The following is a 23,671-nucleotide window of genomic DNA, read 5'->3' as shown; positions in this document are numbered from 1 at the left end:
GGCGACAGGACGATTTTTGTTTCAGACAGATTAAGCGCAAAAGAGTCTGCTTGCCTATTCAGCCCGTGTCTCAGGCACCAATAGGTACGTCATCGCAAGCCGACCAGACTTTATATCGGCAGCCGCGCAACGGAAATGAGGTGAGAGGCACGGTTTCAGACCAATATCGCATTCTTTGCCAGCAAATCCAGCAGACCCTGCTCGTCCAGTACCGGCACCTTCAACTCTTCGGCCCTGGCCAGTTTGCTGCCGGCCCCGGGGCCGGCGACTACGCAATGGGTCCTGGCCGACACACTGCCCGCCACCTTGGCGCCAAGACTCTCCAGATATTCCTTCGCGACATCGCGTGAAAAGGTCTCCAGCGTACCGGTCAGCACCCAACTCTGACCCGCCAACGGCAGGCTGTCGGCCTTGGCGCGCGGGCTCTCCCAGTGCATGCCGAACTCGCGCAGCTGCGCCTCGATCGCTTCGGCGCGCTGGCGGTTTTCAGTATCCTGAAAAAAACCACGCAGGCTCTTGATTGCCTTGTCGTTCAGACGATCGACCTGCTTCAGATCGAGCCAGTCGGCTTCGATCAGCTGTTGCAGATTGCCGAAGGATTTCGCCAGGCGCTCGGCGCTGGTGCTAGCCACGTAGGGGATTTCCAGCCGGGCGATAAACTCGGCGAATGAGACACTGGCGGCGAATTCCGGCGCAAGGCTGCCTTCCTCCTGCACGTCGACGCCATTGGCCCGCAGTTGCTTGATTACCTGCTGGTTGTGCTCGTCATCGAAGAACGCATGAATCTCATGGGCGACCTCGCCACCGACATCGGGCAGATAGACCAGCACCTCCGGCAGCGCCTTGCTGATCCACTCGAGCGAGCCAAAGGCGCGGGCCAGCAGCTTGGCGGTTTCCTCGCCGACGTCCGGAATACCCAGCGCATAGACAAAACGGGCCAGAGACGGCTGCCGGCTGGCGTTGATCGAGTCGATCAGGTTGTTCGCCGACAGCTCGGCGAAGCCTTCCAGCGTCAGTACATCGTCGGCCTTGAGCCTGAACAGATCGGCAGGTGAATGCACCAGTTGATGATCGACCAGTTGCTCGACGCTCTTTTCGCCCAGGCCGTCGATATCCATCGCCCGGCGGGAGACGAAGTGAATGATCGCCTGCTTGACCTGCGCCTGGCAGGTGAGCCGGCCGACGCAGCGCAGAACCGAGCCTTCAGTGTAGGTCTCGCGGCCCTTGCTGCGCTTGACGATCTGCGTGCGCTCCACGTCCGAGCCACACACCGGGCAGAGCTTTGGCACGGGTATCGGCCTGGCGCCTTCCGGGCGCCGCTCGAGCACCACCTGGACCACCTGGGGGATAACGTCACCGGCACGGCGGATCACCACGCTGTCGCCAATCATCACGCCCAGGCGTTCAATTTCATCCATGTTGTGCAAGGTGGCGTTGGATACCGTCACGCCACCCACCGATACCGGCCGCAGGCGTGCGACTGGAGTGACTGCACCCGTGCGGCCCACACGGAACTCGACATCCTGCAGCTCGGTCATCTCTTCCTGGGCCGGAAACTTGAAGGCAACGGCCCAGCGCGGTGAACGCGCAACAAAACCCAGCACCTTCTGCTGCTCCAGGCTATTGAGCTTGAATACGATACCGTCGATGTCGTAGGCCAGAGTATCGCGCTTCTCACCAAGCATCCTGTAGTAGTCCAGGCAACCCTGGACCGAGTCGACCAAACGCATCTCGGCATTGATCTTCAGGCCCCAGTCGCGCACGCGCAGCAGGATCTCGTGCTGGTTATCCGGCAGCTCGCCACCTTCCACCCGGCCGTAGCCGTATGCGCAGAATTCCAGCGGTCGCTGGGCGGTGATGCGTGAGTCGAGCTGCCGCAGACTGCCGGCCGCGGCGTTACGCGGATTGGCGAAGCTCTTGCTGCCCTCCTCCCGGGCCCGCTCGTTGAGTTGCTCGAATCCCCTGCGCGGCATGTAAACCTCACCGCGCACCTCAAGCACCTGCGGCCAGCCGCTGCCCTGCAACTTGAGCGGAATGTTGCGGACAGTGCGGATGTTGCTGGTAACGTCTTCGCCGGTAGCGCCATCGCCACGCGTGGCCCCGCGCACCAGTGCGCCATTCTCATAGAGCAGGCTGACTGCGAGACCATCGAGCTTGGGCTCGCAAACGTATTCGATTTTCCTGTCGCCGCTCAGCCGCTGACGCACCCGACGGTCAAAGTCGTAAAGATCATCATCGCTGAAGGCATTGGCCAGGCTGAGCATGGGCACTTCGTGCTGTACCTGGCTGAACGACGGCGACGGCTCGCTGCCCACCCGCTGCGTCGGCGAATCCTGGGTGACCAGCTCGGGGAACTGCTCCTCGATAGCGCGCAACTCATTGAACAGCCGGTCGTACTCGGCATCCGGGATCGCGGGCTCGTCGAGGACGTAGTAGCGGTAATTGTGCTGGTCGATCTGTTTGCGCAGCTCGGTAGCGCGGGCAGCGGAATCAGTGAAGTCGGTCATGGCCATCATCGGTCGGAATAAGTGGGGAGATTGTAACCAATGGGGGCAGTGGCGTCAGGGTTTGCATGGGCCCGGAACCTATCGTTCGGTGTTGTTTGTGTTTGCGTTGATCTTCATGGCGGTCGGGCGGAGTGGAGTTTCGAGATGGCTCATCGTGGCGGGGCCGCCACTGCTGCCGGAATGGGAGCCATAAATTACCGGTGGGAGCCGCGGCCCCGCAGAGAAGGGGCGCGTTAGGCATCAAGCTGTGCTGCAGTTCACAATTCCCGCTCCCCACACTTCAGCGCTGGCCCCTTTTCCCGCTAGGGTCTGTTCACACACATCAAGGATGATGATCATGCCACCACAACCCCAGACAGGAACCCACCAACTGCAACTTGGCAGGATTTCCGAGCCAGGCCGGTGTTATCTGCTAACCAGCGTAACGCGACACCGTGCCCCTGTTTTTGCCGATCTTTATGCAGCCCGCACGTTGATCCGTATCCTCGCCCACCAGCACCGTATGGACAGGGTCGACAGTCACGCCTTCGTTGTGATGCCGGATCACCTGCATTGGCTCGTGCAGCTAAAGGAAGATCGTCTGGACGCGTTGATGGGCCGAGTGAAGTCCGTATCTTCTCGGCAGATCGATAAACTGACATGGCAACCAGGCTTTCATGATCATGCGTTGCAGCATGAAGATGATCTGAGAAGGATGGCTCGCCATATCATCGTTAATCCCTTGCGGGCGGGGCTAAGTGAGAGTATCGGAGATTATTCCCACTGGGATGCAGTGTGGTTATGAAGACCTTCGAGGCCGGGCCGCCACTCCTACCGGGATGTAGCCGCGACTTATCGGTAGGAGCCGCGGTCCCGCGGCGAAGAGATTTCAACCGGAGCTCAGCGCCTCAGCGCGTAATGCTTGCGCTCGAACTCGGCGATTCTGAGGCGGTAATGCTCAATAGTCTGGGCAGTGAGGACGCTGCGTTGTTCGTCCTTGAGATCGCCTCCCAGCTCGTGGGCCAGTTTGCGGGCGGCGGCGATCATCAGGTCGAGGGCCTGCTTGGGGTGGCGCGGGCCGGGCAGGCCCATGAAGAAGCTTACGGCGCGCACGCGGGTGCTGTCCATTTCATCCAGATCGAATACACCTGGCTTGAGGGCGTTGGCCATGGAGAAGAGCACGTCGCCGTTGCCGCTCATGCTTTCATGGCGGTGGAAGATGTTCATATCGCCGTGGCGCAGCCCGCTTTCCAGAATGCTCTGATGCAGGGCAGAGCCTGCAAAGCCCTCTTCATCCCGCGCAATGACGTTGATCACCAGCACTTCCTGAACGGGTGCGGGTTCCTTCGGTGGTGTGGCTGCGGCCGGCTCGGCGCTGGCTGATTTTTTCTCGGTACGAGCGCCGTTCTTGCGCGCCTGCTTATCTTTATCCGTGGGGCGGCCATCCGTGGGGCGGCCATTCGTGGGGCTGTTACCGCCAACAGGATCAAGCAACACCGGTACCGGCTCTTCCAGGTCGAGACCTACCTGTTCGGGGTGGCGCTTGCCATGGGGTTCGCGGATTTCGTCTTCTTCGGGGATTATCGGCGCGTCGTCGCCAAGCGACGGTTCTTCACGTTCGTGTTTGCCGATCACCCGCGGCGGGCCAAGCAGCTCGTTGCTGCTTTCGTCTTCCGGCACATCTGGCAGGTTGCGCTCCAGCTTGAAGCGGATCCGCGAACGGCCGCCCATGCGCCGCCAGCCATCAAACAGAATAACTGCGATCACCAGAAGGCCGATAATGATAAGCCACTCACGCAAACCGAAATCCATGAATATCCTGATCCTGTCTACAAATTCTGAACTGGAGCCCGCCGTTTGGCTGGCCACATATTAGCCGTGGACACTAGCATGCCCGCCAGCAACTTTATAGCGCCGCCAGAGCGGCTGCCTCTTCCACATCCACTGTGACAAGCCGAGAACATCCGGGTTCATGCATCGTTACCCCGAGCAGCTGATCGGCCATTTCCATCGCTATCTTGTTATGCGTAATGTAAATGAATTGCACCCGCTTAGACATCTCTTTAACTAATCGTGCATAACGCCCGACGTTGGCGTCATCCAGCGGCGCATCCACCTCGTCGAGCATGCAGAACGGCGCGGGGTTGAGCTGGAAGATGGAAAACACCAGGGCAATCGCGGTCAGGGCTTTTTCGCCGCCGGACAACAGATGGATGGTGCTGTTCTTCTTGCCCGGTGGTCGGGCCATGATGGTCACGCCGGTATCCAGCAGATCGTCGCCAGTGAGTTCCAGGTAGGCATGCCCGCCACCGAACACCTTGGGAAACAGCGACTGCAGCCCATGATTGACCTTGTCGAAGGTCTCCTTGAAGCGGCTGCGGGTTTCGCGGTCGATCTTGCGGATCACCTGTTCGAGGGTATTGAGCGCCTCATCCAGGTCCGCATTCTGTGCGTCCAGATAGCGCTTGCGCTCTGACTGCTGCTGATATTCGTCGATCGCGGCCAGGTTGATCGCGCCCAGGCGCTGGATCCGTGCGTCGAGTTGCGCCAGCTGCTGTTCCCAGGCCGCTTCAGTGGCGTCCTCGGGCAGCAGCGCAAGTACCGCCTTAAGGTCATATCCTGCTTCGAGCAATTGTTCCTGCAGGCCCTGCCTGCGCGTCTGCAGGTCACGGGCGACCAAACGCTGCTCATCCAGTTGCGCGCGCAGCACCTGGGCCTGCTGTTCGGCCTGGACGCGGCGGCGGTCCTGATCGCGCATCTGCTGATCTACGCTTTCCAGCGCCTGGCGCGCATTGCCCAGCTCCTGCTCCACCTGCACCCGCTGTTCAAGCAGACTCTCCAGCTCGATGCGCTGGTCATCCCCGGGTGCCTGGCTTTCTTCCAGGGTCATGCGCAGTTGTTCGCGCCGTTCGGCCAGACGCTCGACCTGAACGCCAAGACGTTCCAGACCCTGGCTGGTGGAGTCATGCTGGGCGCGCACCGATTGCACGCGCAGTTCCAGCTGATGCAGCCGATCCTTGTGCTGGCGGGCGTGCTGGCGCGCCTGATCCAGGTTTTCGCGCACCTGATCACGCTGGCGCAGCAGCTCTTCGCGCTGGCCGGCATCGGCGGCCATATGATCCAGCGCAGCTTGCAGGGTCATTCGCGCTTCGCCGATCTGTTCCTGCTCTTCGGTGCGTTGGGCGCGTATGTCTTCGAGGTCATCGGTAATGCGCTGGCGGCGGGCATTGACCTGCTCCAGGCGGACCTGGCGAGCCGACCACTGGGCCTTGAGATCGCCCTGCTCGCGGCTCTGACTGGCCAGGCCCTGCTGCAGACCGTCGCGCTGCTGCTCGAGCAGGCGAATGCGCTCGCGCAACTCGTCGACCCGCAGGTTGTCCTGTTCGAGCCGCTGTTCCTGCTCCTCGACATTCACCAGCAGACTATCTATTTCCTGCTGGCGGGCGAGGACGCCGGACTGACTCTCTTCACCGCGCTGATAGCGCAACCAGTTGGGTCCCAGCCAGTGCCCCTCCGGGGTAATAATCGACTGGTGGTCGGCGAGCGTACCGCGCGCTGCCAACGCCTGCTCGAGGCTGTCTGCGGTCTGGATGGTGGCCAGCCAGGGGCCCAGATCGATGGCGCATCGCACCTTGCCCAGCAGCGAGTCACCCGCTGCCGCGGTTGATTCATCGCTGCGTTGCCGGCTCTCGATCAGCCGCACACTGCCCTGATCGAACCCGGCGAGGCTATCGGCCATGCTGTCGAGGCTGTCCATGCTGACCGCCTGCAGGTCGTCGGCCAGCACGGTCTCCACCGCCAGCTCCCAACCACTGTCGACCTGCAGTTGTCCGGCCAATTGCGGCAGATCCTGCAGCCCCTGCTCGCGCAACCACTCCTGCACACCCTGTCCCTGATCGAGCGCCGCCTGTTGCAACGCCTCGAGCGAGGCCAGGCGACCGCTCCGGCGCTGGATCTCGCCGCGGCGGATATCCCGTTCCTGATGCAGCGCATGCAGTGTTTCACGTTCGTGCTGCAGGTTATCGCTGATATCGGTCAGCTGTTGCTGTTCGGTTTCGCTGCGCAGCTCCATCTCCGCCAGCTGTTCGGTCAGCTCGGCCAGTTCTTCGTCCAGAGGGCCGGACGTCAGACCACTGCGCTCATCTTCAAGACGCTGGATCCGCTCACTGAGACGCTCAATTGCCTGCTCCAGGTGGCGGATGCGCGACTGCTCCACTTCTGCCTGCTGGCGCGGGGCGGCGGCCTGCTGGTTGAACTGGTCCCAGGCGCCCTGCCAGGACTGCATGGCCTCTTCGGCGGTGAGCAACTGCTCGGCGGTGTCTTCGTCTGCCGCGCTGGCCATTTCCAGCTCGGGTTCGACTTCCGCCAGCTCGTTCTGCAGGTCGGCAAGCAGTGCCTGATCCTGACCCAGATGGCTCTGCGCCTCCTGCCAGGCCAGCTCGGTTTCGTCGATATCGTCGTGCAGCTGACGCTGGCGATCACGGTTGAACTGCAGCACCTGCTCGATGCGGCTGATATCGGCGCCGACGCTGTAGTAGCGGGCCTGCACCTGGTTGAAGGTTTCCGTCAGGTCGGCATGCTGGTCGCGCTGTTTCTCGATTTCGCTGTCTGCGTTGCGCTGCTCGGCAATCAGCGCCTCCATGGCTACCTCGAGTTCGCGTACGCGCTGCTCACGTTCGGCGGTCTGGGCATCCAGCGCCTGCCAGCGCAGCGCCTGCAGCTGTGCTTTCAACTGACGCTCTTCGGCCTTGTATTCCTTGTATTTCTCGGCTGACTGGGCCTGGCGCTGCAGATGCGCGAGCTGCCGCTCCAGCTCCTCGCGCAGGTCAGTCAGACGCGCCAGATTGTCGTGGGTGCGGCGGATACGGTTCTCGGTCTCGCGGCGACGCTCCTTGTATTTGGAGATGCCGGCGGCTTCCTCGATGAACAGCCGCAACTCGTCCGGCTTGGCCTCAATCAGCTTGGAGATCATGCCCTGCTCGATGATCGAATAGCTGCGCGGGCCCAGGCCGGTGCCGAGGAAGATGTCGGTGATATCGCGGCGGCGGCACTTGGTGCCATTGAGGTAATACTGGTTCTGCGCCTCACGGGTGACGCGGCGGCGAATGGAAATTTCGTTGTAGCCAGCGTATTCGCCCTTGAGCGTACCGTCGCTGTTGTCGAAGATCAGCTCGATGGACGCCTGACCAACCGGCTTGCGGCTGTTGGAGCCGTTGAAGATGACGTCGCTCATCGATTCACCGCGCAGGTTCTTCGCCGAGCTTTCGCCCATCACCCAGCGCACCGCATCGATGATATTGGATTTGCCACAGCCATTCGGCCCGACCACGGCGCCCATATTGGTCGGGAAGAAAACGGTGGTCGGGTCCACAAAGGATTTGAAACCCGCCAACTTGATGCACTTGAGTCGCATTCGGTCGCCTGTGAAAAGCTACACCCGAGCCGCGCGGCCGTCGCCGCCTCGGTTGTCTACGCCGGTTAAACCCGCATTTTTACCTGCAATGGGCCCGCATGAGAAGCCCTGCACTGGAAATACCCTGTTACCCGGGCGGAAGTCTGACCGCGCGCGGAGGTGGCCAAGTATCTGTCGGTACTGCAAAATTACCCGATCATACGTTTAAAACGGGTTAAACCATGGCGCTGAAAACGGATATGGACCAGCTCTACGACAAGCTGGTAGAGGAAGAGGATACGCGGGTGTGCAAGGACATTCCCGACTCGGCGTGCAGCAATGTACCTGCCAATTTCTTTCGCCAGGTGGCGGCGATCGTACTCACCGGGCTCGGCGACACCCTGACCAACCCGAAGACGACGCTGGCCTGGCTGCTCGGTATTGTCGGTGCGCCAGCGGCGATGGTGGCCTGGCTTGTGCCGATCCGTGATTCCGGTTCGATGCTGCCGCAACTGTTCATTGCCACCTATATAAGGGCGCAGGCCAGACGCAAGCCCCTGTGGGTTGTCGGCAGCCTGGTGCAGGCTATCGCACTGCTGGCGATGGGCGCCGCTGCCTGGCTGACCGAGGGCCTGCTGGCAGGACTGCTGATACTCGGCTGTCTGACGCTGTTCAGCCTGGCACGCAGCGTCTGCTCGGTCGCAATCAAGGACATCGTGGGCAAGACCATTCCAAAAACCCGCCGTGGCCGCATGCATGGCATGGCGACCACAGTATCCGGCCTGTTGGCACTGGCCTTTGGTAGCTACATGATGCTGCGCCCACCCGCCGATGGCGATGTCCTGTTCTATGCGCTGCTGCTGGTGGGCTCGGCGATGCTCTGGGTCGGGGCTGCGATCCTCTACCATCAGGTCGAGGAAGCCCCCGGCGCGACCGAAGGCGGCGGCAGCGCAATCCGCGAGGCGATCAGCCGAATCGGACTGCTGCGCGACGATGCGCCCTTTCGTCGCTTCGTAATCACCCGCGCACTGCTGCTCTGCTCGGCACTCTCCGCGCCCTATTACGTAGTGCTGGGCCAGGAGGTAGAGGCCTCGCTGAGCATGCTTGGGGCTTTCCTGGTTGCCAACGGTCTGGCCAACAGCCTCAGCGCGATGTTCTGGGGGCGCATGGCGGACCTTTCGAGCCGCCAGGTGCTGACGCGCGCAGGCCTGCTGGCCAGCCTGCTGGCGCCGATCGTCGTCGGTCTGCACTGGTGGAATGTTCTGCCGGAAAACCTGCACATGTGGCTGTTCCCGGTCGCCTTCTTTGTGCTGGGTATTGCCCACAGCGGTGTGCGGGTCGGGCGCAAGACCTATGTGTTGGACATGGCGGGGGGCAACAAGCGCACCGACTACGTCGCAGTGAGCAACAGCATCATCGGCCTGTTGCTGTTGAGTGCCGGCTTTCTGGGCTTGTTGACGGCCCTTATCGGCCCGGGCGGCATGCTGCTTCTGCTCTCGGGCCTGGGATTTTGCGGTGCCCTGCTATCCTTGAGGCTGCAAGAGGTTCAATCGTGAGTCATTCAGATCACTGGGGCTTTCAATGTCTGTACCAGCACCGGACAAAACCGTCCAGGGCCTGCCTATAATCCGGGTTGTGGGCCTTCTCCTCGGCCCGCTGCTACTCCTTGTCACTGTGTTGCTACCTGCTCCGGGCGGCATGAGCGGCGAAGCCTGGCTGGCATCCGGGATGCTGCTGTTGATGGCCACCTGGTGGTCGACCGAAGCCATAGCGATACCCGCCACGGCACTCCTGCCTATCGTCCTGATACCCGCACTGGGGCTGGATACAGCAGCTGCCGCGACAGCAGCCTATGCCAACCCGATCATATTCCTGTTCATGGGCGGCTTTGTGCTCGGACTGGCGATGCAGCGCTGGAACCTGCACAAACGCATCGCACTGCTCACCCTGCTCGCGGTGGGTGGTCAGCCGAAGCGCCAGATTGCCGGTTTCATGCTGGCGACCGCGTTTTTGAGTATGTGGGTAAGCAATACCGCAACCACGATCATGATGCTGCCGATTGGCCTCTCGGTCGTGAGCATGATGACCCGTCAGGAGCCGGCAGCTGTCCGCCGTTTCGCCACAGCGCTGCTGCTCGCAATCGCCTATGCCGCCAGTGTTGGCGGTATTGCGACGCTGATCGGGACACCCCCTAATGCACTGCTTGCGGCCTATCTGGCGCAGAACCAGGACATCACCATCGGTTTCGCGCAGTGGATGCTGATTGGCGTGCCGGTCTCGCTTTGCATGCTGATTGCGATCTGGTTCTGGCTCACGCGCAGGAATTTCGGGCTGGGCCATGACGCAGCGCGCAATGCCGATGGCGTGCGTGATCAGCTGCATGCGCTGGGTTCAATGACCCGCGCCGAAAAGCTGGTAGCGACAGTGTTTGTCCTGACCGCCACGGCCTGGATATTCCAGCCTCTGCTCTCGGCCGAGCTACTCCCTTGGCTGAATGACACGGTGATCGCAATCAGTGCCGCCGTCACGATGTTTCTGATACCAGTGGACCTGCGCTCAAGGACTTTTCTGATGGACTGGGACACTGCCCAGGGGATGCCCTGGGGTGTGCTGCTGCTGTTCGGCGGCGGGCTTGCCCTCGCCGGCGCGATCAGCAGCTCGGGGCTGGCCACCTGGATTGCCGAAAGTCTGGGGGTGCTGAGCATGCTGCCGGCGCTGCTGATGGTGGCGCTGGTAGTGACCGTAATCATTTTTTTGACCGAGGTGACCAGCAACACCGCTACGGCGGCGGCGTTCCTGCCTCTGCTCGGCGCACTGGCAATGGCTCAGGAACTGTCGCCGGTGCTCTTTACCGTACCGGCGGCGATTGCGGCGAGCTGCGCATTCATGATGCCGGTGGCCACTCCGCCCAATGCAATTGTGTTTGGCAGCGGGCATTTGCAGATTGGCGACATGATCCGTGCCGGTTTTGCGCTCAATCTGCTCGGCATCGTGGTTGTTACCTTCGCCGGTTACGTTCTGGTGGGCTGGATCTTCAGCGGCCTCTAACGCACCGCCTGATCAATCACCAGCGTGACCTGATCCGCATCACCCACGGTGACTGCGTCGATACGCCCCTCATGGGTACCCTGCATCACATCGCCGGTAGGTGACAGCCTGGCGTTGAGCTGAAGGGTCTGGCCCTCGTTGATCCGCACATCGGGCAACATTGCATCGGACGAGCTGAGCACCAGCTCTGCCGGCAGATCATCCACCTGCAGGCGCCGGGCAACCAGTGGCATCGGCGGGCCCTCAGGATCGCGGGCAAACACGAAGATCACAGCTTCAGGGCCGACTTCCTCTGCGATCGCCTCCGCCAGCTCCAGACGCACGCGGATCACCGCGTTATCGCTCGGCTCCTCAGCCTGCACATTGGCGCCCGGCGCATCGGCAACGCTCAGGCGCTCGCGGGCACGCTCTATACCGCCGCGGATGGCCTCTGCACCGGCGCTTTGCGGCGGCGTAACGGCCAGCAGCCGTTCCCAGAAACTGATGGCGCCGGGATAGTCGCCGCTTTCGAACGCCGCTATACCCAGCAGCCCCAGTGCCGTGGGCTCATTGGGATCGAGCTCAAGCGCCTTGTCCAGAGCCGCTACCGCAGCGCTGTCGAGCTGGTTGCCACTGGCAAAGAAGCGTGCCTGGGCCAGCTGGGCCAGCACTTCAGGGCGCTCCCCGAGACGCTCGAGACTTTCCCCGAAGGCCTGCGCTGCCTCTGCCGGACGCTGATCGGACAGGTAGGCGCGGCCAAGCATGTACCAGGCCTCACCGCTTTCAGGCTGCACCCGGGTGATGCGCTCCATGCGCGAGACCATCTGTTCCAGGCTTTCCGGCTGGCCGCCTTCTGCCATCTCGCGGGACAGCGCGAGACCGCCCGGGTTACCCCAGGCCAGGTACAGCGCCGCGACGACTACCGGCAGCACACCGGCAGAGCCGATCAGGAGCCAGGGCGCGCCGCGCCGACGCTGGGTGCGTTCGGGCAGATCGGTGTCGGCCAGCAGCAGCCGGCTGGCCTCTTCCAGCGTGGCATCGCGCTGGGCCGGGCTTATTTCGCCGGATGCCACCTGTGCGTCCAGCTCCCGGATACGTTCCTCGTAGAGCGCGATGTTCAGCGCGGTGCGATCGACAGTTGCGTGCTGATGACGACGCCAGAGCGGCCAGAGGATGGCCAGCATCCCCAATACGACCAGCACGATACTTGCTAACCAGAAATCAATCATTGCGGTCTTTGTTCTCCAGCAGGGTCTTCAGTCGTTGCTGATCTTCGGAGCTGAGGTGCTCGGCACCACCGGCCTTGAACGCCTTCTGTCGGCGCCGCAGCATAACTACCAGCACCAGCAGGCCGACAATCAGAAACACCGCCGGGGCGAACCAGAGCACGGCGGTTTCTGCGGTCAGCGCCGGCCGATAGCGCACGAACTCGCCATAGCGCGCGACCATGAAATCGATGATCTCTTCATTGCTGCGGTCTTCCTGCAGCATGCGGTAGATTTCCCGGCGCAGGTCGGTGGCAATCGGCGCGTTGGAATCGGCGATGTTCTGGTTCTGGCATTTCGGACAGCGCAGCTCGGTGCTCAGGTAGTAGAAGCGCTCACGCTGCTCCTCGCTATCGAACTCGTAGGTGTCGATTGCCAGCGCGCCGAAGCTTGCCAGCAACAAGGCAAACAGGACCATTAAAGCGGGCACACGGATCATGGCTGCGCTTCCTCGACCAGGGCCTGATAGCGCGCGGCCAGATCCTCTTCCCAGATGCGCTCGTCGATCACGCCGATGAACTTGTAGCGGATCACGCCATCGGCATCGACGAAGAATGTTTCCGGCGCGCCATATACGCCCAGATCCAAGCCCAGCAGACCCTCGGGATCGCTGATGTTCAGCTCGTAAGGGTCATGCAGGTCGCGCAACCATTTGCGCGCAGCCTCGGTGTCGTCCTTGTAGTTGACGCCATGGATGACCACGCCATCGGCAGCCAGCTTGTTCAGCACCGGATGCTCGACCCGGCAGGCCACGCACCAGGTCGCCCAGACATTGACCAGCGAGGGCCGACCGAGCAGATCCTGTTCGGTAATCGGCGGTTCACCGGCCTCCACCGAAGGCAGCGTGAACGCGGGAAAGCGCTTGCCGACCAGCACCGAGGGCAGATCGTCGTTGTCCAGATACAGCCCGCGGAACAGGAAGCCGAGCATCAGCAGGAACAGCGCCAGTGGCAATAGCAGCAGTGCGCGTCTCATAGGTTTACCTCCCTGGCCGGCGCCGCCACCCTGGGTTCACGGGCACGCAACCGGTAGCGTTTATCGGTGGCCGCAAGCAGGCCGCCGAATGTCATGAACAGCGCGCCCAGCCAGATCCAGCGTACGAAGGGCTTGATGTGTACGCGCATCGCCCAGGCGTCACCTTCCAGCGGTTCGCCCATCGCCACGAACAGGTCGCGAGTGAAGCCGGCATCGATTGCCGCTTCGGTCATGACCTGGTTCTTCACGGTATACAGACGCTTGTCCGGCCGCAGCACGGCTATTTGCCGGTCATCGCGGAAGACCACCATGGTGGCGCGGTCGGCCTGCCAGTTGGAGCCTTCATAATGCTCGGTGCCTTCGAATACAAACCGGTAACCGCCGAGTTCTACCTGGTCGCCAGGGGCCATGCGCAGGTCACGCTGGTTGTCGAACAGGCTGGCGCCAACGACCCCGACCGCACAAACCGCCATACCTATGTGGGCCAGCGTCATACCCCAGTAGCTCCGCGGCAATGCTGCCAGGCCACGGGGCAGCCCCTTGTTGCGGGTCTTGTGGAAAACGTCGCGCAGGCTGACACCCACCACCCAGAAAACCAGCAGCAACATGCTGCCAACGGCCAGGTGGTGCTCGCCAATCCAGACCGCCAGCGCAATGGCACCCAGCGCCGAGAACAGCAGGACCCACTTGAGCTGACTGAACAGCCAGCGCGTGGGCGTGTCCTTCCAGCGACTGACCATGCCCACCCCCATTGCTGCCAGCAGCAGCGCCATCAAGGGGATGAACAGTGCATTGAAGTACGGCGGGCCGACCGACACCAGGGTGCCACTGATCGCATCCAGCGCCAGCGGATAAAGGGTGCCGAGCAGAATCATCAGCGCCGCGACCACCAGGATCACGTTATTGATCAGCAGGAAGGTTTCCCGCGACCAGAGCGCAAAGCCGATCTGACTCTTGACCACCGGCGCGCGCAACGCATAGAGCACCAGCGAGCCGCCGGTTACCAGCAACAGGAAGCCGAGGATGAATACGCCGCGCTCCGGGTCGGTGGCGAACGCGTGCACCGAAGTGAGCACGCCGGAGCGCACAAGGAAGGTACCCAGCAGGCTCAACGAGAAGGTAGCGATCGCCAGCAACACCGTCCAGCTCTTGAATACGCCCCGCTTTTCGGTCACCGCCAGCGAGTGGATCAGCGCGGTACCCACCAGCCAGGGCATGAAGGACGCGTTTTCCACCGGATCCCAGAACCACCAGCCGCCCCAGCCAAGCTCGTAATAGGCCCACCAGGAGCCCAGGGCGATACCCAGGGTCAGGAAAGCCCAGGCAATGATGGTCCACGGTCGCGACCAGCGCGCCCAAGCGGCATCCAGCCGGCCCCCGAGCAAGGCGGCGATGGCGAAGGCAAAGGCTACCGAGAAACCCACATAGCCCATATAGAGCATCGGCGGATGGACGATCAGGCCAAAGTCCTGGAGCAACGGATTGAGGTCGTTGCCGTCGGCCGGATGGAATGGCAACTGACGGTCGAACGGGTTGGAGGTCATCAGCATGAACAGCAGGAAGCCCACCGCGATCATGCCCATCACCGCCAACACGCGGCTGAGCATCTCCGGCGGCAGATCACGGGAAAAGATTGCCACAGCGAAGGTCCAGGCTGACAGGATCAGGGCCCAGAGCAGCAATGAACCCTCGTGGCCGCCCCACACTGCGCTGACCCGGTAGTACCAGGGCAAGGCGCTGTTGGAGTTCAGCGCGACGTAGGTCACGCTGAAATCGTTGGCGACAAAAGCCTGTACCAGGCACAGGAACGCAAAAAGTACGAACAGACACTGGGCGATGGCCGCCGGCTGGGCAAAGCCCATCGCCAGGGTGTCACCGCGCCATGCGCCATACAGCGGTACCGTTGCCTGCAACAGCGCCAGTACCAGCGCGATGATCAGGGCTAACTGGCCAAGCTCGGGAATCATCTTGTCTCCTCAATAACCGGATGCCGCATCGGCATCCCGTTTCATCTGATTGACCTTTTCCATCGCCTGCGCCACCTCCGGTGGCATGTACTCCTCGTCATGCTTGGCCAGGACTTCATCGGCGATCAGCATGCGATCCTGGTTGATCCGGCCCAGTGCAACAATGCCCTGCCCTTCGCGGAACAGGTCCGGCAGAATGCCACTGTAGGAGATCAGTATTTGCTGGGCCCCGTCACTGACCGCAAACTGGGTATCCAGGCTGTCCGGCGAGCGCTTGACGCTGCCGTCCACGACCATCCCGCCGGCGCGGATACGCGCATCAGTCGGCGCTTCGCCGGCGGCGATCTGGCTCGGGGTATAGAACAGGTTGATATTCTGCTGCAGCGCGCTCAATGCCAGGCCCACGGCAACGCCAACGCCCAGCACTACCATCACGATCAGGATCAGGCGCTTTCTGCGTTGCGGGTGCATTACGCGACCTCCCGGCGCCGGCGGCGCGCCTCGACGCTGACCAGACGCCGTCGGGCCAGCCAGGGCTGGACCACATTCAGCGCCAGTACCGCGAACGTGATCGCATAGGCGGACCAGACATAGGGTCCGTGGCCATCCATGGCGAACAATTCGGGCAGACTATTCATCAGGCTTTCTCCAGGGCATCGCGTACCCAGCGGGTCTTGTGCTCACGGCGCAGGACTTCCAGGCGCATACGCATCAACAGACTGACAGTGAACAGGGCGTAGAAACCCAGCACCATCAGCAATAGCGGCAACCACATTTCCACCGGCATCGCCGGCTTCTCGGTAATCTTGAAAGTGGCGGGCTGGTGCAGGGTATTCCACCAGTCCACCGAATACTTGATGATCGGGATATTGACCAGGCCGACGATCGCCAGCACCGCGGTTGCCTTGGCCGAGGTATCGCGGTTGCTGATCGCCTGGCTCAGGGCGATGATGCCGAAATACAGGAACAGCAGAATCAGCATCGAGGTCAGACGCGCATCCCAGACCCAATAGGTACCCCAGGTCGGCTTGCCCCAGATCGCCCCGGTGACCAGTGCAATAAAGGTCATCCAGGCGCCGATGGGCGCAGCGCAGCGCAGCGCGACATCGGCCAGTTTCATGCGCCAGACCAGGGTGACGATACCGGCGGCCGCGAGCATCACGTAGCAGGACTGGGCCACAAAGGCCGCTGGCACGTGAATGTAGATAATCCGGAAGCTGTTGCCCTGCTGATAGTCCTGCGGTGCAAAGAACAGACCCCAGATGGTCCCCACGCCGATCAGCAGCGCGCTGGCGACCGCGAACCACGGCAGCCAGCGACCGCTGATGTCGTAGAACCACTTGGGCGAACCCAGCTTGTGGAAGAAACTCCAGTTCATCGCATGTTCTCTCCGCAAATCATTCGCTAACCCCGATACGCAGCCCTGCGGCGATCGCCACCGGCGCGAGACTCAGCGAGAGTACCGCCAGGCAGCCCAGCCATAGCGCATAGCCGGTTACCGGCAGGCCCTGCACCGCCGCTTCCACAGCGCCGGTACCCAGAATCAGCACCGGAATGTACAGGGGAAGGATCAACAGGGCCAGCAGTACACCGCCACTTTTCAACCCGACGGTCAGCGCCGCGCCTACCGCGCCCAGCAGACTCAGCACCGGCGTGCCGAGCAGCAGGCTGAGCGCCAGCACCGGTAACACTTTAACTGGCAGCGACAGCATCAGGCCGAACAGCGGCGACAACACCACCAGTGCCAGTCCGCACACCATCCAGTGATGCAGCACCTTGACCAGCACCATCAACGCCAGCGGATGGGGTGACAGCACCCACTGCTCCAGTGATCCGTCTTCGTAATCGCTGCGAAACAGCCCGTCCAGGGACAACAGCGTGGCGAGCAACGCCGCCACCCAGATCACCCCGGGCGCCATGGTACGCAACATGCCCGGCTCCGGCCCAACAGCCAGCGGAAACAGGCTGATCACGATGGCGAAAAACACCAGCGGATTGAGCAACTGACCGGGCCGGCGCCAGGCCAGGCGCCACTCGCGGGTAAACAGCAACCAGACAATCTGCAGCATCAGGCGGCCTGTCCCAGATCCAGGCAGCGCAGGCCGGAAAGATGTTCGAGACTGTGATGTGTGGTCAGTACCACGATGCCGCCCTTGGCGGCGTGGGCCAGCACGTGGGCCTCGAGCGTGGCCACACCGCTGCGGTCGATTGCAGTAAAGGGTTCGTCGAGAATCCACACCGGGTGAGCTTCCAGATACAGCCGGGCCAGCGCCACGCGTCGTTGCTGGCCGGCCGAGAGATGATCGCAGGGCACATCCTCGAAGCCATGCAGGCCGACCATCTGCAACGCCTGCCAGATCAGCTCACGGGACACCGGCTGGCTCAGGGCGCAGAGCCAGCTAAGGTTTTCCTCTGCGGTCAGCGCGCCCTTTACCGCCGGTGCGTGACCTATATACAGCCGACTCTGACGCCAGGCATCACGACCGATGCCGCTAAAGACCGAGGCATCGCCATAAAGCACGTCACCCGCCGCAGCCGGGAGCAAACCGGCCAATATGCGCAGCAAGCTGGTCTTGCCCGACCCGTTGGGTCCGGCTACCTGCAGCACATCACCCGGCTCAAGACGCAGCGACAGGTCATCGAACAGTTCGCGCTGATCACGTTCGCAGGCCAATTGCCGAATGTCGATAGGCTGTGATTTCACCGGTTCTCCGCACTGGCTGGCGCATATCGCCGCACAGTATTCATGTTTGTCGGCCTCAGGCCGCTATACTCACTGAAGCCGGCACGACGATCGGGGATCGAGCCCCGCAGAACACGCAGGCGCAGCTCTCGCAGTGCAAGGCCATTATACATACAGCCCCCCTGACAGGGCCCATGATTTACATCAATATGTGACCCCATGGCATCCGATTTTCGCTTACCGCCAACCCTTTCCGCGCCAGTAGCGCCGGGCCCTGCAGCCAAACCTCAGGACCCCTCCGTGGTGGCCCTGAAGCTGCTGCGTCCGATTGACGCACTGCTGTTGCCACCGGGCCAGACCAGCCGCGCCGAAGTGGTAAGTAGCACGCCGCAGGGCGGGCAGTTCAATCTCGTGTTGCGCCTGGCACAGCAGCAGACCAACCCGACCGCACCGCGGGCCGAGATATCCGCAACCAGCCCGCGAGCGATTGCCAACGGTACCCAGGCCCTGATTCAGGCGGTCAGCCAGACGCAACTGATGGCCATCCTGCAACCAGGCGACAAGCCCGCAACGGGGCCTGCTGCCACCCTCACCCGGCTTGATCCAGGTCAGTTCCCACCGGGCACCACGGTACAGGCACGGGTTATCAGCCAGCAACAGGTGGATCAGGCCCGGTTTGCCGTGTTGGCAAAGGTTCTGCAGGGAGCCAACAGTGGCATGAACCTGAGCCTGACCACCAACAAGCCATTGGAGCCCGGTAGCCTGCTGACCGCACGTGTGGGCGCCCAAGGCGAGCTGCGGGTTCCCGATCCGGGCCGTCAGGTCTTGCAACAGGTGCTCTCCCAGGGACTGCGCGAAACCCTGCAGCGCCAGGGCTCGGTCGAGCCCCTGCTGAACCGCCTTCAGCAACTGGCCAGCGCGACAACTAGTCAGACCGCACCAGCCAACCCTGCGCAATCGGCCGGAAGCACCGCCGGCACAGCGTTGCCGGGAGCTACGGCGGGCGACAAGCTGGCCGCCCAGGTCCAGAACGCGGTACGCCAGGTGCTGCAGCAGGTAGCAACCCCCGCGCAACTGATGACGTCCAAGGGCGTCGAACAGGCAGTACAGCGCAGCGGACTGTTTCTGGAACCCAACCTGACCCAGCTTGCCAATCTGCTCAAGGGCGGGCAGGCGCCAGCCGGCGCCCGGGCCGATGGCACCGCCGCGCCCGCCGGCAGCGCACCGTTGCCGCAGCCAGCACTGGCAAAACTGCTCTCGGCACTCGCGGCATTGCCGGTAACGCCGGGCGCCCCGCCACTGCCCGGCGCAGACCTGAAGGCTGCCCTGATCAACTTGCTGGTCAACGTCCAGCAACAGGTCCCGCCCACCGCATTGAAAGCACTGACCCTGCCGCCCGGGCCCTGGGCGCAAGGCATGGGTCCTCCTCCCAGTGGCTTTCCGCTGCCGTCCAGAGCCATGCAGGCGCTTGCCGAAACGCCCGATCTGGGGTCACTACTGAGAATGACCGCAGCCCTGCTCTCGCGCATCCAGCACCACCAGCTGCAGAGTCTTGGCCAGTCACAAACCTTCAGCGATGGCAGTACCCAGACCACCTGGCAACTGGAAATCCCCCTGCGTGACGGTCAGCAGTTCAACCATGTGCAGGTGCGTATCCAGCGCGATGACGAGGCGACAACCAGGAAATCCGCCGAGCAGACGCCATTCTGGGAAGTACGTCTGGCGTTCACGCTTGATCATCTGGGCTCGCTGCAGGCGATTGCCAAGCTGTACAAGGGCCGGGTAAACACCCAGTTCTGGGCCGAGCAACCGCACACCCTGTCGCTGCTCAACGGCGAGCTGACATTGCTGCGCGACCGCCTGCTCGCCAAGGGCCTGGAGGTAGGTGAGATCAGTTGCCACCAGGGCACCCCACCACAGCCCAACCAGGCATTACAGCAACGCTGGATCGACGAGGTGACATGATGAGCAGCAATCGCGAAGCCATCGCGCTGGTCTATGACGGTGACCAGGCACCCACTCTGACAGCCAAGGGTGAGGGTGATCTGGCGGAGCAGATTATCCAGCTGGCAATGGAGTATGAAGTGCCTATCTATGAAAATGCGGAACTGGCGAAGGTACTGGCACGCCTGGAACTGGGGGATCAGATTCCCGAGGCGCTGTATCGCACCATAGCGGAAATCATTGCTTTCGCCTGGTATCTGAAGGGCAAGGCGCCCGAGGGATTCGTGCCGCCGGAACAGGATCAGGACGGTACGGAGTAAACCAGATCAGGGCTTGCGCGCGGCGTGCAACTTGGCAACCAGCTCGGCTTCAGCCTTGGACAGTCCGCAGGATTGGGTGAGATCTTCGACACTGGCGCCGAGGCTGACCAGACGCGCAGCCTGATTGTAGGGCAATGACTGGGGATCGTGCTGTTCGATTCGCAGCTGCTTGCCTTCCATCCGTTTGAACTGCTCGCGCAACGTGACCAGCTCCTCGCCCATGCGGATATTGCCCTGCTGAAAAGTACTCACCTCGCTCTTTAGCTGCTGCAGACGCTGAGCCTGTCGCTCCTCGAGCGCCTTGACCTGGCGCGCCACCTTGCGGTTGGCCAGGTACAATGCCACCAGCGCAGCCACCAGCGCCCCAAGGCCCAGTCCCACGAACAGCATCAACAGGGCGGCGGTATCGATCATGCCGTTCAGAATCCCTGCAGCTCGGCCCACTCGTCTTCGGTCATCATCTTTTCCAGATCGACCAGGATGAGCAACTCGTTGTTCTTGTTGCATACGCCCTGGATGAATTTGGCCGACTCATCGGTACCCACGTTGGGCGCCGTCTCGATCTCCGACTGGCGCAGATAAACCACTTCAGCAACGCTGTCGACAAGAATGCCGACCACCTGCTTGTCGGCTTCGATGATCACGATCCGGGTGTTATCCGTGATCGGCGCTGGCGTCAGGCCGAAGCGCTGGCGGGTGTCGATCACCGTCACCACGTTGCCGCGCAGGTTGATGATACCAAGCACATAGGATGGCGCACCGGGAACCGGAGCGATCTCGGTGTGGCGCAGGACTTCCTGCACCTGCATCACGTTGATGCCGTAGCTTTCGTTATCCAGGCGGAAGGTAACCCATTGCAGAATAGGATCTTCAGCGCCCTGTGCGGTGTTATTTTGCATTATCTCGGTTCCCGATCTTCATATAAGCCAATCCCGCTGCACGGCAGCGGAACGCTGGTTTGCTAAGTTGCGTCCATCATACTCCATGGCGGCGCTATGCCAATGCGCCGCCCGGGTTGCCCTTGCGCTGTTCGTGCTGGCCCTGCCCTGTGGCTATCATCCCGGCCAGCGCGGAAACATCCACCAGCGCGCACATGTGGTCGATCACGGTGCCCGCCAGCCAAGGCCGCTTGCCCTGCTGCGAGCGCCACTTGACCTGATCCGGCCGCAGCTTGATCGAACGGCTGACGTCATGCACTGCCAGCCCCCAGTCGTGGCCCTGAACCGAGATGACAAAACGCAGCCCCTCCTGCAACGCATCACTGTAGCGCTCGGGCATTACCCAGCGCGCGGTATCCAGCACCTTGAGGTTGCCCCCGGCAGTCGGCAGTATGCCGAGGAACCAGTCAGGCTGGCCAAACAACGGCGTGATCTCTGCTTCCAGGGCGTGGATAGTGCCCAGAGATACCAATGGCACCGCCAGGGTCAAGCCGCCAACATCAAACAGCAGCGCCTCGAACTCCTGCGCACGCCAGGCCGGCTGAGTCTCTGCCACGGGCTCGGCCAGAGCTGGCTCAGGAGCGGCCACCAGAGCAACCTCTGGCACCGGGCTACTGCGGCGCTCGAGCATCCGCTCCGCGACCCTGTTCTTTTCGCTTACCACAGGCGCTGGCGGTGGGAATTCAACCGCAGGCACCTCGACCTCCGCAGCCTCTGCGGCCTCCAACGTGCCGGACGGCATCGGCTCGGCCAGCAGCAGATCGCTGGACGCTTCCTGCAGCAGGGCGTCCAGATAACTCTGGATTGTCTGCTGCGGAATGTATTGCTCGACGGGTAAGGGTTTATTCATAGATTGCTTGTCATGTTGCATAGGCTTGGCTTGCCCGGCAAGGCAGCGCTGTGTCTTTGTATCGGCCAGCGGTGGCCGAGCATTAGTGCCAATTGCAACGGGCGTAGCATCAGGCCACCTTGTTGCGGCGCGGCAACGACTGCGCCAAGAGGTAACGCAGCAGGGCCCGGTAGGCCAGCACCCCGCGGGCCGAGTTGTCCAGGCGCGAGGGCACCAGCCCAGCGAGACTGGCATCACGTAATTTGGTATCGATCGGAATATAGGCCTGCCACAAATGGTCGGCGTAATCGTGACGCAGCGAGCGCAGGGTGCTCAGGGAAGCCTGGGTCCGCCGATCGAACAACGTGGGGACGATGGTAAATGGCAACGCCTGCTTGCGTGAACGGTTGACCATCTCAAGCGTATGGACCATGCGCTCGAGCCCCTTGAGTGCGAGAAATTCGGTCTGTACCGGAATCACCAGCTGCTCGCAGGCTGCCAGCGCATTGATCATCGACACCCCCAGCAGCGGCGGGCTGTCGATCAGCACGAACTGGTAGTCGTCCCACAACTGGGTCAGCGCTCGGGACAGCACCAGGCCATAGCCGCCCTGCATCGCGGACTGGCGCTCGAGCGTGGCCAGTGAGGTGCTGGAGGGCATCAGTTTGATGTTTTCGTGGGACGTATCCAGCAGCAACGCCGCAGCCAGGCCCTCCGGGACCTGCCCCTTGTGCTGGAACAGATTGAAGACACTGCTGGTCAGGCTATCGGGATCGTGACCGAAGTAACTGGTCATCGAGCCGTGCGGGTCCAGGTCGACCACGAGCACACGCTGTCCCTGATCGGCCAGCAAACCGGCCAGGGCTACCACCGTGGTGGTCTTACCCACGCCGCCCTTCTGATTGGATACAGCCCAGACTTTCATGCCCTTCCTCCGACAACGGATTGACGCGCGCAGCGCATCACGATGAACCAGATAATCTACAAAGCAGGAGTCGTGCCAGATCCATTTGCGGAAGCCGAGATACCACCGGGCTGGATACGCGCTTCACGCATCGTATCGACCTCGGCCGCTTCCTCTCCGGCAAAGGCTTCATGCCGATTGTCCGTGAACCGGGAGACCAACAATACCACCCGCCGATTGGCCCGTCGCCCTGCCGCCGTTGTGTTATCGGCTACTGGCCGGTGTTGTCCGTAACCAACGGCAGCCAGCCGACCGGGATCGACCCCTCCGTTGTCGAGCATACGCACCACGCTTGCGGCGCGGGAAGCAGACAACTCCCAATTGGTCGGATAGGCGCGCGAGCGTATCGGTATGTTGTCCGTGAAGCCCTCGACATGAATCGGATTCTCATAGGGCGCCAGGATTTTGGCAATACGTTCGATCAGCGGAAAGGCAGCATCCAGTGGTAGCGCATCCCCGCTGGGGAACAACAGTCCGGAATTCAGCTCGATCTCGATCCACAGCTCGTTGCCACGGACCTCCAGATCCCCCTCGCTTATCAGGTCGCCAAAGGCCGAACGCATCGCGCTGGCGATGTCTTCCAGCGCGTCAGCTCCGATACCGTCACCATCGTTTCCCGCGGTGCCCGGCTGGTCGCTGGTATCGATACCACGGGGTACATTGTCACCCACTTGAATCGGGTCGATAGTGCGCTGGGGCTGGTTGAAAGCACCGACCAGGGTATCGGACAGCACCTTGTACTTGCCCTCGTTGACCGAGGAGATCGAGTACATGACGACAAAGAAGGCGAACAGCAGCGTGATGAAGTCGGCATAGGACACAAGCCAGCGTTCGTGATTCTCGTGCTCTTCCTGACGTCTGCGACGCATGCGCGGCTCCTG

22 protein-coding genes are annotated in these 23,671 nt (G+C 62.2%); 5 read left to right on the top strand and 17 right to left on the bottom strand.

Going from position 1 to position 23,671, the window contains the following annotated elements:
• Positions 1 to 155: 155 nt before the first annotated feature.
• The gene (ligA, locus tag ABYA88_RS06315; RefSeq protein WP_373186121.1) at positions 156 to 2,507 is read right to left on the bottom strand and encodes an NAD-dependent DNA ligase LigA; all 2,352 of its coding nucleotides are present in this window, start codon (positions 2,505 to 2,507) and stop codon (positions 156 to 158) included.
• A 337-nt stretch (positions 2,508 to 2,844) separates the two neighbouring features.
• Here ligA and ABYA88_RS06310 point away from each other — a divergent pair, with 337 nt between their 5' ends.
• Positions 2,845 to 3,291, top strand: coding sequence for a transposase (locus ABYA88_RS06310; RefSeq protein WP_373186119.1), 447 nt, complete (start codon positions 2,845 to 2,847; stop codon positions 3,289 to 3,291).
• 95 nt (positions 3,292 to 3,386) lie between these two features.
• Here ABYA88_RS06310 and zipA read toward each other — a convergent pair whose 3' ends face one another.
• Both zipA and smc read right to left on the bottom strand, forming a co-directional pair.
• A complete protein-coding gene (gene zipA, locus ABYA88_RS06305; protein ID WP_373186118.1) occupies positions 3,387 to 4,298 on the bottom strand; it encodes a cell division protein ZipA in 912 nt (303 codons plus the stop codon).
• 94 nt (positions 4,299 to 4,392) lie between these two features.
• Complete coding sequence (gene smc / locus ABYA88_RS06300; protein ID WP_373186117.1) at positions 4,393 to 7,899, bottom strand: chromosome segregation protein SMC; 3,507 nt, start codon at positions 7,897 to 7,899, stop codon at positions 4,393 to 4,395.
• Positions 7,900 to 8,120: 221 nt separating this feature from the next.
• On the opposite strand from smc, the gene ABYA88_RS06295 reads away from it, so the two are divergent.
• Both ABYA88_RS06295 and ABYA88_RS06290 read left to right on the top strand, forming a co-directional pair.
• On the top strand, positions 8,121 to 9,434 hold the full coding sequence (locus ABYA88_RS06295) for an MFS transporter (protein ID WP_373186116.1): 1,314 nt from the start codon (positions 8,121 to 8,123) through the stop codon (positions 9,432 to 9,434).
• Between the two features lie 25 nt (positions 9,435 to 9,459).
• Positions 9,460 to 10,926, top strand: coding sequence for a DASS family sodium-coupled anion symporter (locus tag ABYA88_RS06290; RefSeq protein WP_373186115.1), 1,467 nt, complete (start codon positions 9,460 to 9,462; stop codon positions 10,924 to 10,926).
• Here the strand turns inward: ABYA88_RS06290 and ccmI are convergent.
• Genes ccmI through ccmA form a run of 9 tightly spaced genes read right to left on the bottom strand, consistent with a single transcriptional unit; the run spans position 10,923 to position 17,816 of the window.
• Complete coding sequence (ccmI, locus tag ABYA88_RS06285; protein ID WP_373186114.1) at positions 10,923 to 12,134, bottom strand: c-type cytochrome biogenesis protein CcmI; 1,212 nt, start codon at positions 12,132 to 12,134, stop codon at positions 10,923 to 10,925. The two genes, ABYA88_RS06290 and ccmI, sit on opposite strands and share 4 nt — an antisense overlap.
• Positions 12,127 to 12,609, bottom strand: a complete 483-nt coding sequence (locus tag ABYA88_RS06280) for a cytochrome c-type biogenesis protein (RefSeq protein ID WP_373186112.1) — start codon at positions 12,607 to 12,609, stop codon at positions 12,127 to 12,129. Before ABYA88_RS06280 ends, ccmI begins: the two co-directional genes overlap by 8 nt.
• Entirely contained in the window at positions 12,606 to 13,145 is a 540-nt protein-coding gene (locus ABYA88_RS06275; protein WP_373186111.1) for a DsbE family thiol:disulfide interchange protein, read from the bottom strand. Before ABYA88_RS06275 ends, ABYA88_RS06280 begins: the two co-directional genes overlap by 4 nt.
• Complete coding sequence (locus ABYA88_RS06270) at positions 13,142 to 15,112, bottom strand: heme lyase CcmF/NrfE family subunit (RefSeq protein ID WP_373186110.1); 1,971 nt, start codon at positions 15,110 to 15,112, stop codon at positions 13,142 to 13,144. Before ABYA88_RS06270 ends, ABYA88_RS06275 begins: the two co-directional genes overlap by 4 nt.
• A 9-nt stretch (positions 15,113 to 15,121) precedes the next feature.
• Complete coding sequence (gene ccmE / locus ABYA88_RS06265) at positions 15,122 to 15,583, bottom strand: cytochrome c maturation protein CcmE (protein ID WP_373186108.1); 462 nt, start codon at positions 15,581 to 15,583, stop codon at positions 15,122 to 15,124.
• Positions 15,583 to 15,750, bottom strand: coding sequence for a heme exporter protein CcmD (ccmD, locus tag ABYA88_RS06260; RefSeq protein ID WP_373186107.1), 168 nt, complete (start codon positions 15,748 to 15,750; stop codon positions 15,583 to 15,585). The genes ccmE and ccmD overlap by 1 nt, the downstream gene beginning before the upstream one ends.
• Positions 15,750 to 16,490 carry a heme ABC transporter permease gene (locus ABYA88_RS06255; protein WP_373186106.1) on the bottom strand — a complete coding sequence of 247 codons (741 nt, stop codon included), beginning with the start codon at positions 16,488 to 16,490 and terminating at the stop codon, positions 15,750 to 15,752. The genes ccmD and ABYA88_RS06255 overlap by 1 nt, the downstream gene beginning before the upstream one ends.
• 19 nt (positions 16,491 to 16,509) lie before the next feature.
• Entirely contained in the window at positions 16,510 to 17,181 is a 672-nt protein-coding gene (ccmB, locus tag ABYA88_RS06250) for a heme exporter protein CcmB (RefSeq protein WP_373186105.1), read from the bottom strand.
• Entirely contained in the window at positions 17,181 to 17,816 is a 636-nt protein-coding gene (gene ccmA, locus ABYA88_RS06245) for a cytochrome c biogenesis heme-transporting ATPase CcmA (protein ID WP_373186104.1), read from the bottom strand. The genes ccmB and ccmA overlap by 1 nt, the downstream gene beginning before the upstream one ends.
• Before the next feature lie 279 nt (positions 17,817 to 18,095).
• On the opposite strand from ccmA, the gene ABYA88_RS06240 reads away from it, so the two are divergent.
• Positions 18,096 to 19,760 (top strand): flagellar hook-length control protein FliK, encoded by a 1,665-nt coding sequence (locus ABYA88_RS06240; RefSeq protein WP_373186103.1) that lies wholly within the window; start codon positions 18,096 to 18,098, stop codon positions 19,758 to 19,760.
• The gene (locus tag ABYA88_RS06235; protein ID WP_373186102.1) at positions 19,760 to 20,059 is read left to right on the top strand and encodes an EscU/YscU/HrcU family type III secretion system export apparatus switch protein; all 300 of its coding nucleotides are present in this window, start codon (positions 19,760 to 19,762) and stop codon (positions 20,057 to 20,059) included. Before ABYA88_RS06240 ends, ABYA88_RS06235 begins: the two co-directional genes overlap by 1 nt.
• Positions 20,060 to 20,065: 6 nt before the next feature.
• Here the strand turns inward: ABYA88_RS06235 and ABYA88_RS06230 are convergent, their stop codons facing one another.
• The 5 genes from ABYA88_RS06230 to motD all read right to left on the bottom strand — a co-directional run bounded on the left by ABYA88_RS06230 (position 20,066) and on the right by motD (position 23,659).
• The gene (locus ABYA88_RS06230) at positions 20,066 to 20,473 is read right to left on the bottom strand and encodes a DUF2802 domain-containing protein (protein ID WP_373186101.1); all 408 of its coding nucleotides are present in this window, start codon (positions 20,471 to 20,473) and stop codon (positions 20,066 to 20,068) included.
• A gap of 5 nt (positions 20,474 to 20,478) precedes the next feature.
• A complete protein-coding gene (locus tag ABYA88_RS06225; protein ID WP_150278617.1) occupies positions 20,479 to 20,958 on the bottom strand; it encodes a chemotaxis protein CheW in 480 nt (159 codons plus the stop codon).
• A 94-nt stretch (positions 20,959 to 21,052) separates the two neighbouring features.
• Positions 21,053 to 21,847 (bottom strand): CheW domain-containing protein, encoded by a 795-nt coding sequence (locus ABYA88_RS06220; protein WP_373186100.1) that lies wholly within the window; start codon positions 21,845 to 21,847, stop codon positions 21,053 to 21,055.
• Positions 21,848 to 21,956: 109 nt separating this feature from the next.
• Positions 21,957 to 22,751 carry a ParA family protein gene (locus ABYA88_RS06215; protein WP_373186099.1) on the bottom strand — a complete coding sequence of 265 codons (795 nt, stop codon included), beginning with the start codon at positions 22,749 to 22,751 and terminating at the stop codon, positions 21,957 to 21,959.
• A gap of 56 nt (positions 22,752 to 22,807) precedes the next feature.
• A complete protein-coding gene (gene motD / locus ABYA88_RS06210; protein ID WP_373186098.1) occupies positions 22,808 to 23,659 on the bottom strand; it encodes a flagellar motor protein MotD in 852 nt (283 codons plus the stop codon).
• Between the last annotated feature and the right edge of the window lie 12 nt (positions 23,660 to 23,671).

This window comes from Halopseudomonas sp. (genome assembly GCF_041579695.1).
Lineage (GTDB): Bacteria > Pseudomonadota > Gammaproteobacteria > Pseudomonadales > Pseudomonadaceae > Halopseudomonas.
Note: the sequence above shows the minus strand (reverse complement) of the source record. Positions and strands in the feature narration are given on the sequence as shown.

Excerpts from the sequence above, each read along its gene's own strand:
- ligA (WP_373186121.1), bottom strand. The coding sequence starts at position 2,507 with ATGACCGACTTCACTGATTCCGCTGCCCGCGCTACCGAGCTGCGCAAA.
- ABYA88_RS06310 (WP_373186119.1), top strand. The coding sequence starts at position 2,845 with ATGCCACCACAACCCCAGACAGGAACCCACCAACTGCAACTTGGCAGG.
- zipA (WP_373186118.1), bottom strand. The coding sequence starts at position 4,298 with ATGGATTTCGGTTTGCGTGAGTGGCTTATCATTATCGGCCTTCTGGTG.
- smc (WP_373186117.1), bottom strand. The coding sequence starts at position 7,899 with ATGCGACTCAAGTGCATCAAGTTGGCGGGTTTCAAATCCTTTGTGGAC.
- ABYA88_RS06295 (WP_373186116.1), top strand. The coding sequence starts at position 8,121 with ATGGCGCTGAAAACGGATATGGACCAGCTCTACGACAAGCTGGTAGAG.
- ABYA88_RS06290 (WP_373186115.1), top strand. The coding sequence starts at position 9,460 with ATGTCTGTACCAGCACCGGACAAAACCGTCCAGGGCCTGCCTATAATC.
- ccmI (WP_373186114.1), bottom strand. The coding sequence starts at position 12,134 with ATGATTGATTTCTGGTTAGCAAGTATCGTGCTGGTCGTATTGGGGATG.
- ABYA88_RS06280 (WP_373186112.1), bottom strand. The coding sequence starts at position 12,609 with ATGATCCGTGTGCCCGCTTTAATGGTCCTGTTTGCCTTGTTGCTGGCA.
- ABYA88_RS06275 (WP_373186111.1), bottom strand. The coding sequence starts at position 13,145 with ATGAGACGCGCACTGCTGCTATTGCCACTGGCGCTGTTCCTGCTGATG.
- ABYA88_RS06270 (WP_373186110.1), bottom strand. The coding sequence starts at position 15,112 with ATGATTCCCGAGCTTGGCCAGTTAGCCCTGATCATCGCGCTGGTACTG.
- ccmE (WP_373186108.1), bottom strand. The coding sequence starts at position 15,583 with ATGCACCCGCAACGCAGAAAGCGCCTGATCCTGATCGTGATGGTAGTG.
- ccmD (WP_373186107.1), bottom strand. The coding sequence starts at position 15,750 with ATGAATAGTCTGCCCGAATTGTTCGCCATGGATGGCCACGGACCCTAT.
- ABYA88_RS06255 (WP_373186106.1), bottom strand. The coding sequence starts at position 16,490 with ATGAACTGGAGTTTCTTCCACAAGCTGGGTTCGCCCAAGTGGTTCTAC.
- ccmB (WP_373186105.1), bottom strand. The coding sequence starts at position 17,181 with ATGCTGCAGATTGTCTGGTTGCTGTTTACCCGCGAGTGGCGCCTGGCC.
- ABYA88_RS06235 (WP_373186102.1), top strand. The coding sequence starts at position 19,760 with ATGAGCAGCAATCGCGAAGCCATCGCGCTGGTCTATGACGGTGACCAG.
- ABYA88_RS06230 (WP_373186101.1), bottom strand. The coding sequence starts at position 20,473 with ATGATCGATACCGCCGCCCTGTTGATGCTGTTCGTGGGACTGGGCCTT.
- ABYA88_RS06225 (WP_150278617.1), bottom strand. The coding sequence starts at position 20,958 with ATGCAAAATAACACCGCACAGGGCGCTGAAGATCCTATTCTGCAATGG.
- ABYA88_RS06220 (WP_373186100.1), bottom strand. The coding sequence starts at position 21,847 with ATGAATAAACCCTTACCCGTCGAGCAATACATTCCGCAGCAGACAATC.
- ABYA88_RS06215 (WP_373186099.1), bottom strand. The coding sequence starts at position 22,751 with ATGAAAGTCTGGGCTGTATCCAATCAGAAGGGCGGCGTGGGTAAGACC.
- motD (WP_373186098.1), bottom strand. The coding sequence starts at position 23,659 with ATGCGTCGCAGACGTCAGGAAGAGCACGAGAATCACGAACGCTGGCTT.